General features: G+C 65.3%; 2 protein-coding genes. Both read left to right on the forward strand.

Going from position 1 to position 12,693, the window contains the following annotated elements; genetic code table 11:
• Positions 1–59: 59 nt before the first annotated feature.
• Positions 60–11,864, forward strand: a complete 11,805-nt coding sequence (locus K2W61_RS26715) for a retention module-containing protein (protein ID WP_236756905.1) — start codon at positions 60–62, stop codon at positions 11,862–11,864.
• 137 nt (positions 11,865–12,001) lie between these two features.
• A complete protein-coding gene (locus tag K2W61_RS26720) occupies positions 12,002–12,685 on the forward strand; it encodes a transglutaminase-like cysteine peptidase (RefSeq protein ID WP_175134135.1) in 684 nt (227 codons plus the stop codon).
• The last annotated feature ends 8 nt before the right edge of the window (positions 12,686–12,693 follow it).

A 12,693-nucleotide genomic window follows, 5' to 3' on the forward strand; every position in this document is an offset into this window, starting at 1 on the left:
GCGCGCCAGCGCCCTCTAGTATCTGGCCATCTTGGATAACTCCCTGAAACGGAACCAACATGGCCAACTCCTCCCCCGCAGTCGTCACTGAAATCACCGGTCGCGCGTGGATACGCAACAGCGACGGGTCCCTGACCGAGTTGCATCAGGGCAGCAATGTGCCCGCCGGCAGCGACATCGTCACGGCCTCGGGCGCCAGCGTGGCGCTGCAGGTGGAGAACGGCATGCCGATTGTGATCGGCGAAGGGCGAGAAGTCGCCGTCACCGGTGACATGGCCGGCCCGCTGGCCGACCCGACTGAAGCGGCGGTGACCCCGCCCAAGGGCACCGACTCCGACCGCCTGCTGGCGGCCCTGCAAGCCGGCCAGGACCCGTTCGAAGTGCTGGACCCGACCGCCGCGACCCTGACGGGCGGCAGCGGCGATGATGGCGGCGGCAGTTTCGTGCGCCTGGCCCGCATCCTGGAAACCACCAGCCCGCTGGATCTGGCCTACCCCAACCCGGGCCGTGGCGCCGACACGATCGATCGCGCCGCCAGCGGCACGGGCGCCGGCGACGCCGCCGCGGGCGACACCAACAACGCGCCGCTGGCCGTCAACGACGACGCCCGCACCGACGAGAAGAGCGTCGTGCGCGGCAACCTGCTGACCAACGACAGCGATCCTGACGGCGATCCCCTGACCCTGGTGTCGGTCAGCGGCCGCCCCATGACCTCGGGCGGCGTCAGCGTCACCGGTTCCAATGGCGGCACCTTCACCGTGCTGCCGGACGGCAGCTACACCTTCGTGCCCGGCAACAACTTCCAGAACCTGCCCGAAGGCCAGACCACCACCACCACGATTACCTACGTCGTCACCGACCCGAGCGGCGCGACGTCCACCGCCACCGTCGAAGTGACCGTGGTCGGCGTCAACGACCCGGCCCAGATCACCCCGGCCCAACCGGGCGACGATGCCGGCACCGTGGTCGAGGACGAGAAGTCCACCGCCAACGGCAAGCTCAACGTGGTCGACGCCGACGACGGCCAGTCCTCCTTCGTGGCCGTGGCCGACCGCCCCGGTGTCTACGGCACGTTCTCGATCGACGCCAACGGCAACTGGGTCTACAACCTGAACCAGGCCGACGCGCGCGTGCAGTCGCTGGCCGTGGGCGAGACGCTGACCGAGACCATCACCGTCACCACCGCCGACGGCACCACCGGCACGGTCACCATCACCATCAACGGCACCAACGACGCCCCGACCATCAGCGGCGAAGCCGCCGGCGCGGTCAAGGAAGACGGCACGCAGGAAGTGTCTGGCCAGCTGGACAAGGCCGACGTCGACACCAGCGACACTCACACCTGGTCCGCCAACGACGGCGGCAAGGGTCAGTACGGCACACTCACGGTCGACCAGAGCGGCAAGTGGACCTATGTGCTGGACAACGGCAGCGACAAGGTCCAGGCGCTGGCAGAAGGCCAGCAGGTCACCGACACCATCACCGTCACGGTGGACGACGGCCACGGCGGCAAGGCCACCCAGGTCATCACGGTCACGATCTCCGGCACCAACGATGCCCCGACCATCAGCGGCACCACCATCGGCGAAATCCGCGAAGACGACAGCAGCGACACCGTGTCCGGTCAGCTGACGCAGCACGACGTCGATACCAACGACACCCACAGCTGGACCGTCAGCAATGACGGCAAGGGCCAGTACGGCTCGTTCACCGTGGACGGCAGCGGCAAGTGGACCTACACGCTGGACAATGGCAGCGACAAGGTCCAGGCCCTCAAGGATGGCGAGACCGTCACCGACACCATCACCGTCACGGTGGACGACGGCCATGGCGGCACCGCCACCGAAACCATCACGGTCACCATCACCGGCACCAACGACACCGCCATCATCACCCCGAGCAAGCCGGGCGATGACGCCGGCACCGTCAAGGAAGACGACGTGCTGACCACTGGCGGCAAGCTGGATGTCACCGACAAGGACGCCGGCGAGGCCACCTTCAACGCCCAGACCGACGCCAAGGGCGCGCACGGCTCGTTCTCGATCGACGCCAACGGCAACTGGACCTACACGCTCGACAACACCGACCCCAAGGTCCAGGCCCTGGCCGTGGGCGAGAAGCTCACCGAGACCTTCACCGTAACCACCGCCGACGGCACCCAGAGCACCGTCACCGTCACCATCGACGGCACCAACGACAAGCCTGAACTCAGCGGCAAGACCGACGGCGCCGTGACCGAGGACGGCACCGCCACCGCCACCGGCAAGCTCGACGTCAGCGACATCGACACCAGCGACACGCATACCTGGTCGCTGAACAACGACGGCAAGGGCCAATACGGCACCTTCACCGTCGACCAGAACGGCAACTGGAAGTTCGAGCTGGACAACGAGAGTGCCAAGGTCCAGGCGCTGACCGATGGCCAGAAGGTCACCGACACCATCACCGTCACGGTGGACGACGGCCATGGCGGCACCGCCACCGAAACCATCACGGTCACCATCACCGGCACCAACGACACCGCCATCATCACCCCGAGCAAGCCGGGCGATGACGCCGGCACCGTCAAGGAAGACGACGTGCTGACCACCGGCGGCAAGCTGGATGTCACCGACAAGGATGCCGGCGAAGCCACCTTCAACGCCCAGGCCGACGCCAAGGGCGAGCACGGCTCGTTCTCGATCGACGCCAACGGCAACTGGACCTACACGCTCGACAATACCGACCCCAAGGTTCAGGCCCTGGCCGTGGGTGAGAAGCTCACCGAGACCTTCACCGTCACCACCGCCGACGGCACCCAGAGCACCGTCACCGTCACCATCGACGGCACCAACGACAAGCCTGAACTCAGCGGCAAGACCGATGGCGCCGTGACCGAGGACGGCACCGCCACCGCCACTGGCAAGCTCGACGTCAGCGACATCGACACCAGCGACACGCACACCTGGACCGTGGGCAACGATGGCAAGGGCCAGTACGGCACCTTCACCGTCGACCAGAACGGCAACTGGAAGTTCGAGCTGGACAACGAAAGTGCCAAGGTCCAGGCCCTGACCGATGGCCAGAAGGTCACCGACACCATCACCGTCACGGTGGACGATGGCAATGGCGGCACCGCCACTGAAACCATCACGGTCACCATCACCGGCACCAACGACACCGCCATCATCACCCCGAGCAAGCCGGGCGATGACGCCGGCACCGTCAAGGAAGACGACGTGCTGACCACCGGCGGCAAGCTGGATGTCACCGACAAGGACGCCGGCGAAGCCACCTTCAACGCCCAGGCCGACGCCAAGGGCGAGCACGGCTCGTTCTCGATCGACGCCAACGGCAACTGGACCTACACGCTCGACAACACCGACCCCAAGGTCCAGGCCCTGGCCGTGGGCGAGAAGCTCACCGAGACCTTCACCGTCACCACCGCCGACGGCACCCAGAGCACCGTCACCGTCACCATCGACGGCACCAACGACAAGCCTGAACTCAGCGGCAAGACCGACGGCGCCGTGACCGAGGACGGCACCGCCACCGCCACTGGCAAGCTCGACGTCAGCGACATCGACACCAGCGACACGCACACCTGGACCGTGGGCAACGATGGCAAGGGCCAGTACGGCACCTTCACCGTCGACCAGAACGGCAACTGGAAGTTCGAGCTGGACAACGCCAGCGACAAGGTCCAGGCCCTGACCGATGGCCAGAAGGTCACCGACACCATCACCGTCACGGTCGACGATGGCAACGGCGGCACCGCCACCAAGACCATCACGGTCACCATCACCGGCACCAACGACACCGCCATCATCACCCCGAGCAAGCCGGGCGATGACGCCGGCACCGTCAAGGAAGACGACGTGCTGACCACCGGCGGCAAGCTGGATGTCACCGACAAGGATGCCGGCGAAGCCACCTTCAACGCCCAGGCCGACGCCAAGGGCGAGCACGGCTCGTTCTCGATCGACGCCAACGGCAACTGGACCTACACGCTCGACAACACCGACCCCAAGGTCCAGGCCCTGGCCGTGGGCGAGAAGCTCACCGAGACCTTCACCGTCACCACCGCCGACGGCACCCAGAGCACCGTCACCGTCACCATCGACGGCACCAACGACAAGCCTGAACTCAGCGGCAAGACCGACGGCGCCGTGACCGAGGACGGCACCGCCACCGCCACTGGCAAGCTCGACGTCAGCGACGTCGACACCAGCGACACGCACACCTGGACCGTCGGCAACGATGGCAAGGGCCAGTACGGCACCTTCACCGTCGACCAGAACGGCAACTGGAAGTTCGAGCTGGACAACGAAAGTGCCAAGGTCCAGGCCCTGACCGATGGCCAGAAGGTCACCGACACCATCACCGTCACGGTCGACGATGGACATGGCGGCACCGCCACCAAGACCATCACCGTCGAAATCACCGGCACCAACGACGCCGCCATCATCACCCCGAGCAAGCCGGGCGATGACGCCGGCACCGTGCAGGAAGACAAGGTCTACACGGCCAACGGCAAGCTGGATGTCACCGACAAGGACGCCGGCGAGGCCACCTTCAACGCCCAGACCGACGCCAAGGGCGAACACGGCACGTTCTCGATCGACGCCAATGGCAACTGGACCTACACGCTCGATAACGACGCCAAGTCCGTCCAGGAACTGGGCGCCAAGGAAAGCCTGACCGAGACCTTCACCGTCACCACCGCCGACGGCACCACCGGCACGGTCACCATCACCATCAACGGCACCAACGACGCCCCGACCATCACGGGCGCGGCCAGCGGTGACGTCAAGGAAGACGGCGCCGAGGAAGTCTCGGGCCAGTTGACCCAACACGACGTCGACGTCAACGACCAGCACACTTGGTCGCTCGCCAATGACGGCAAGGGCCAGTACGGCACCTTCACGCTCGACCAGACCGGCAAGTGGACCTACACGCTGGACAACGACAGCGCCAAGGTGCAGGCCCTGGCCGAAGGCCAGAAAGCCACCGAGACCATCACCGTCACCGTTGACGACGGCAACGGCGGTACCGCCACGCAAGTCATCACGATCACGGTCACCGGCACCAACGACGCCCCGACCATCACCGGCACGGCCACCGGCAAGATCCAGGAAGGCAGCACCCAGGCGCTGACCGGCCAGCTCACCCAGCATGACGTCGACACCAACGACACCCATACCTGGTCGCTGAGCAACGACGGCAAGGGCCAGTACGGCAGCTTCACGCTCGACCAGCATGGCAATTGGACCTACAAGCTCGACAACGCCAATACGGACGTCAAGGCGCTCAAGGACGGCGAACACCTGACCGACACCATCACCGTGACGGTCGACGACGGCCAGGGCGGCAAGGCCACGCAGGTCATCACCATCACGGTCGATGGCACCAGCGACGGCGCCGTCATCACCCCGAGCAAGCCGGGCGACGACGCCGGCACCGTCAAGGAAGACGCCACGCTGACCGCCAGCGGCAAGCTCGATGTCACCGATCCGGATGCCGGCGAGGCCGTGTTCCGTCCGCAGACCGACTTCGCGGGCAAGTACGGCACGTTCTCGATCGACGCCAATGGCAACTGGAGCTTCAAGCTCGACAACAACGCCCAGGCCGTCCAGCAACTGGGCGCCAAGGATCACCTGACGGAAGTGTTCACGGTCACCACCGCCGACGGCACTACCGGCAAGGTCACCATCACCATCAACGGCACCAACGATGCGCCCACCCTCAGCGGCGCGGTCACCGGCGCGGTCAAGGAAGACGGCGCCCAGACCGCTTCCGGTCAACTGGACAAGGCTGACATCGACACCAGCGACACGCATACCTGGTCGCTGAACAACGACGGCAAGGGCCAATACGGCACCTTCACCGTCGACCAGACCGGCAAGTGGACCTACGTACTGGACAACGCCAGCGACAAGGTCCAGGCGCTGACCGATGGCCAGAAGGTCACCGACACCATCACCGTCACGGTCGACGATGGCAATGGCGGCACCGCCACCAAGACCATCACCGTCGAAATCACCGGCACCAACGACACCGCCATCATCACCCCGAGCAAGCCGGGCGATGACGCCGGCACCGTCAAGGAAGACGACGTGCTGACCACCGGCGGCAAGCTGGATGTCACCGACAAGGACGCCGGCGAGGCCACCTTCAACGCCCAGGCCGACGCCAAGGGCGAGCACGGCTCGTTCTCGATCGACGCCAACGGCAACTGGACCTACACGCTCGACAACACCGATCCCAAGGTCCAGGCCCTGGCCGTGGGCGAGAAGCTCACCGAGACCTTCACCGTCACCACCGCCGACGGCACCCAGAGCACCGTCACCGTCACCATCGACGGCACCAACGACAAGCCTGAACTCAGCGGCAAGACCGACGGCGCAGTGACCGAGGACGGCACCGCCACCGCCACCGGCAAGCTCGACGTCAGCGACATCGACACCAGCGACACGCACACCTGGACCGTCGGCAACGATGGCAAGGGCCAGTACGGCACCTTCACCGTCGACCAGAACGGCAACTGGAAGTTCGAGCTGGACAACGAAAGTGCCAAGGTCCAGGCCCTGACCGATGGCCAGAAGGTCACCGACACCATCACCGTCACGGTGGACGATGGCAATGGCGGCACCGCCACCAAGACCATCACCGTCGAAATCACCGGCACCAACGACACCGCCATCATCACCCCGAGCAAGCCGGGCGATGACGCCGGCACCGTCAAGGAAGACGACGTGCTGACCACCGGCGGCAAGCTGGATGTCACCGACAAGGACGCCGGCGAGGCCACCTTCAACGCCCAGGCCGACGCCAAGGGCGAGCACGGCTCGTTCTCGATCGACGCCAACGGCAACTGGACCTACACGCTCGACAACACCGACCCCAAGGTCCAGGCCCTGGCCGTGGGTGAGAAGCTCACCGAGACCTTCACCGTCACCACCGCCGACGGCACCCAGAGCACCGTCACCGTCACCATCGACGGCACCAACGACAAGCCTGAACTCAGCGGCAAGACCGATGGCGCCGTGACCGAGGACGGCACCGCCACCGCCACCGGCAAGCTCGACGTCAGCGACGTCGACACCAGCGACACGCACACCTGGACCGTCGGCAACGATGGCAAGGGCCAGTACGGCACCTTCACCGTCGACCAGAACGGCAACTGGAAGTTCGAGCTGGACAACGAAAGTGCCAAGGTCCAGGCCCTGACCGATGGCCAGAAGGTCACCGACACCATCACCGTCACGGTCGACGATGGCAACGGCGGCACCGCCACCAAGACCATCACGGTCACCATCACCGGCACCAACGACACCGCCATCATCACCCCGAGCAAGCCGGGTGACGACGCCGGCACCGTCAAGGAAGACGACGTGCTGACCACCGGCGGCAAGCTGGATGTCACCGACAAGGATGCCGGCGAAGCCACCTTCAACGCCCAGGCCGACGCCAAGGGCGAGCACGGCTCGTTCTCGATCGACGCCAACGGCAACTGGACCTACACGCTCGACAACACCGACCCCAAGGTCCAGGCCCTGGCCGTGGGCGAGAAGCTCACCGAGACCTTCACCGTCACCACCGCCGACGGCACCCAGAGCACCGTCACCGTCACCATCGACGGCACCAACGACAAGCCTGAACTCAGCGGCAAGACCGATGGCGCCGTGACCGAGGACGGCACCGCCACCGCCACCGGCAAGCTCGACGTCAGCGACATCGACACCAGCGACACGCACACCTGGACCGTCGGCAACGATGGCAAGGGCCAGTACGGCTCGTTCACCGTGGACGGCAGCGGCAAGTGGACCTACACGCTGGACAACGCCAGCGACAAGGTCCAGGCGCTGACCGATGGCCAGAAGGTCACCGACACCATCACCGTCACGGTGAACGACGGCCATGGCGGCACCGCCACCGAAACCATCACGGTCACCATCACCGGCACCAACGACACCGCCATCATCACCCCGAGCAAGCCGGGCGATGACGCCGGCACCGTCAAGGAAGACGACGTGCTGACCACCGGCGGCAAGCTGGATGTCACCGACAAGGACGCCGGCGAGGCCACCTTCAACGCCCAGGCCGACGCCAAGGGCGAGCACGGCTCGTTCTCGATCGACGCCAACGGCAACTGGACCTACACGCTCGACAACACCGACCCCAAGGTCCAGGCCCTGGCCGTGGGCGAGAAGCTCACCGAGACCTTCACCGTAACCACCGCCGACGGCACCCAGAGCACCGTCACCGTCACCATCGACGGCACCAACGACAAGCCTGAACTCAGCGGCAAGACCGACGGCGCAGTGACCGAGGACGGCACCGCCACCGCCACCGGCAAGCTCGACGTCAGCGACATCGACACCAGCGACACGCACACCTGGACCGTCGGCAACGATGGCAAGGGCCAGTACGGCACCTTCACCGTCGACCAGAACGGCAACTGGAAGTTCGAGCTGGACAACGAAAGTGCCAAGGTCCAGGCCCTGACCGATGGCCAGAAGGTCACCGACACCATCACCGTCACGGTCGACGATGGACATGGCGGCACCGCCACCAAGACCATCACGGTCACCATCACCGGCACCAGCGACGCCGCCATCATCACCCCGAGCAAGCCGGGTGATGACGCCGGCACCGTGCAGGAAGACAAGGTCTACACGGCCAACGGCAAGCTCGACGTCACCGACAAGGATGCCGGCGAGGCCACCTTCACTCCGCAGACCGACCACCAGGGCCAGTACGGCAAGTTCTCGATCGACGCCAACGGCAACTGGAGCTTCAAGCTCGACAATAACGCCCAGGCCGTCCAGCAGCTCGGCGCCAAGGAGCACCTGACGGAAGTCTTCACGGTCACCACCGCCGACGGCACCACCGGCAAGGTCACCATCACCATCAACGGCACTAACGACGCCCCGACCATCAGCGGCGCGGCCACCGGCGCGGTCAAGGAAGACGGCACCCAGACGGTCACGGGTCAACTGACCAAGGCCGACGTCGACGTCAACGACCAGCACACCTGGTCGCTGAACAACGACGGCAAGGGCCAGTACGGCACCTTCACGCTCGACCAGAGCGGCAAGTGGACCTACGTGCTGGACAACAACAGCGCCAAGGTGCAGGCCCTGGCCGAAGGCCAGAAGGCCACCGACTCCATTACGGTTACGGTCGACGACGGCAATGGCGGTACCGCCACGCAGGTCATCACCGTCGATATCACCGGCACCAATGATGCGCCGATCATCGGCGGCACCGCCACCGGCGCGGTCAAGGAAGACGGCACGCTGGTCACCAGCGGCCAGCTGACCAAGACCGATGTCGATACCAACGACACCCACTCGTGGACCGTCGGCAACAATGGCCAGGGCCAATACGGCACCTTCATCGTCGACCAGAGCGGCAAGTGGACCTATACGCTGGACAACACCAGCGCCAAGGTGCAGGCGCTGACCGAAGGCCAGACGGTGACCGACACTATCAAGGTCACGGTCGACGACGGCCACGGCGGCACCGCGGTCAAGGAAATCACGGTGACCGTCACCGGCACCAACGACATCGCCAAGATCACCGGCCAGTCCAGCGGCGCTGTGATCGAGGACAAGACGCTGGTCACCAGCGGCAAGCTGACGGTCGCGGACGCCGATGCCGGCCAGAGCACCCTGGTCGCCCAGACCAACGTCGAAGGCAAGTACGGCACGTTCACGATCGATGCCAACGGCAACTGGACCTACACGCTCAACAACAGCCTGAAGGCCGTCCAGGACCTGCCGGCGGGCGCCGTGCTGAAAGAGAACTTCGAAGTGGTCTCGGCGGACGGTTCGGCCAAGCAGGTCATCACGGTCGACGTGGTTGGCACCAATGACGCGCCGGTCGCCGCCGACAACGCCACCAACGTGGACGCTGGCGGCAGCCACACCTTCACCGCCGCCGAGTTCAACTTCAATGACGGCGCCGAGGGCAACCAGCTCGACAGCGTCATCATCACGCGCCTGCCGACCGACGGCACGCTGACGCTGAACGGCCAGCAGGTCACGGCGAACACCGCGGTCTCGGCCGCGGACATCGCCGCGGGCAAGTTGGTCTACACGCCCTCGACGGCCGGCCAGGACACCTCGTTCGGCTTCCAGGTGCGCGACAACGGCGGTACCGCCAACGGTGGCAAGGACACCTCCGGCGACTACAACTTCGCCATCAAGACCAACAACTTCATCTCAGGCGACAACGACGGCAGCGGCACGGGCACCAAGCCGCCCATCGAGGGCGGCAGCGGCGACGACGTGATCCTGGGCGACAAGGGCGGCACCGTCACCACCGTCGAGCCGGGCAAAAACTACAACATCGCGATCGTGGTCGACACGTCGGGCAGTATGGCGGACCCGTCGGGCACGAAGGGCCTGAGCCGGATGCAGTTGACGATCGACGCGCTCAAGAATCTGGCGAACACCCTGAAGGGCCATGACGGTATCGTCAACGTGGCGCTGATCGGCTTCGAATCGTCGGCCAGCACCAAGTACACGATCAATGGCCTGAGCGCGAGCAACGTCCAGGACCTGATCAAGGCCATCGAAAAGCTCAGCGCCAGCGGCGGCACCAACTACGAAGGCGCCTTTGACGAAGCGACCAAGTGGTTCAACAAGCAACCCTCTTCGTCCAACGGCAAATCGTTCGAGAACGTCACGTACTTCCTGACCGACGGTGATCCGACCTTCAGCAATAACGGCAGCAATGGCAGCGGCAATAGCACGGACTACCGCGACATGAAGGACGCCGTCGACGCCTTCAAGGACCTGAGCGGCAAGAGCACCGTGCACGCCATCGGCATCGGCAACGGCGTCAACGAGGGCTACCTGAAGTTCTTCGACAATACGAACGTCACCGGCAACGGTTCCGTCAGTTGGTCGAGCTGGTGGTCGACCAATACGGTCACGGGCCCTGTCGGCCAGCCGCAGATCGTCAACACCGCCAAGGACCTGGACGCGGCGTTGCAGGGCGGTTCGTCCAGCACCGATCCGGCCGCGGTCGGCAACGACATCATCAACGGCGGCGCCGGCCACGACATCATCTTCGGTGACACGCTCAACACCGACGGCAATGTCCTGAACTGGTCTTCCGTGGGCGGTCGCCCCACCGACCTGGTGCAGGGCTCGGGCCTGAAGGCGTTGCAGGTGTTCCTGGAGATGCGCGACGGCCATGCGCCGAGCAATGGCGACCTGTACCAGTACATCAAGGACCACCACGCCGACTTCAACCTGACCGATGATCCGCGCGGTGGCGATGACACCATCCACGGCGGCACCGGCGACGACATCATCTACGGCCAGGGCGGCAACGACACGCTGTACGGCGATGATGGCAACGACATCCTCTACGGCGGCGCTGGCGACGACAAACTGTACGGCGGCGACGGCAACGATGTGCTGCACGGCGGGTCGGGCAACGACACGCTGGAAGGTGGCGCCGGCAATGACCTGCTGATCGGCGGCAAGGGCGACGACATCCTGATCGGCGGCGCCGGCAGCGATACCTTCAAGTGGGAACTGGGCGACCAGGGCACGACCGCCAAGCCGGCTGTCGACACCATCAAGGACTTCTCGCTGGACAAGCCGGCCGATGGCGGCGACGTCCTGGACCTGAAGGACCTGCTGGTCGGCGAAAAGGATGGCACCCTGACCCAGTATCTGAACTTCCACAAGGAAGGCAACAATACGGTCATCGACGTCAACACCCAGGGCAAGCTCGGCGCCCAGGGCGCGGACCAGAAGATCGTGCTGGAGAACGTCGACCTGACGCATGGCGGCCAGTTGGACAACCAGGCCATCATCAATGACCTGTTGCAAAAGGGCAAACTCAACGTCGACCACAGCTGACGCTCTCCCCGGGGCAGGGCCGCGCCACGGCCCTGCCCGCTCGACCCACGGGACCTGGCAAGCGCGACGCGCAGGCGGCGCGGGGAATTTTTCCGGATGACGGCTAGACCGGCCGGAAAAATGTGAAAATCCGTTTCATGCGATCAACCCGCCGTTTCCGCGCCACGCTGAATCTGTGCCGATTGGTTTTGCTTTGCCTGGCTTGCGGCTGGGGCGGCAGTTCCGCCCTGGAGGTCAACGCCGACAAATTGCAAAGCCTGTCGGCCAGCCGCTATGGCGCCAAAGGCGCCAGGGCGGTCTCGAATTGGCTGCAATTGCTGCGCAACCCGCCGTCCGCATCGGAGAAGGACCGGCTGGCGGTAGCGAACGATTTCTGGAACCGCGCACTGCTGTCGGGCGACGACATCATGATCTGGGGCAAGGACGACTACTGGGCCACCCCGCTCGAATCGCTGGGCAAGGGCGCGGGCGATTGCGAAGACTATGTCATCGGCAAGTACTTCACCCTGCTGTCGATGGGGGTACCGGCCAGCAAGCTGCGCTTCATCTATGTCCGCGCACGCGTGGGCGGGCCGGCCAGCAGCAGCCAGGTCGCCCACATGGTGCTGGGCTACTACGACACCCCCAACGCAGTACCGCTGGTGCTGGACAGTCTGGTGTCCACCATCCTGCCCGCCTCGCAACGGCGCGATCTGACGCCGGTATTCAGTTTCAACGCCGACGGCGTGTACGTCGACGGCAAAGCCGCCGCACCGGTCGACCGCCTCAGCCGCTGGCGCGATCTACTCCAACGCATGGAACGGGAAGGCATACGCCCCTGACGTCCGGA

This window comes from Achromobacter pulmonis, assembly GCF_021733725.1.
GTDB classification, from domain to species: domain Bacteria; phylum Pseudomonadota; class Gammaproteobacteria; order Burkholderiales; family Burkholderiaceae_B; genus Achromobacter; species Achromobacter pulmonis.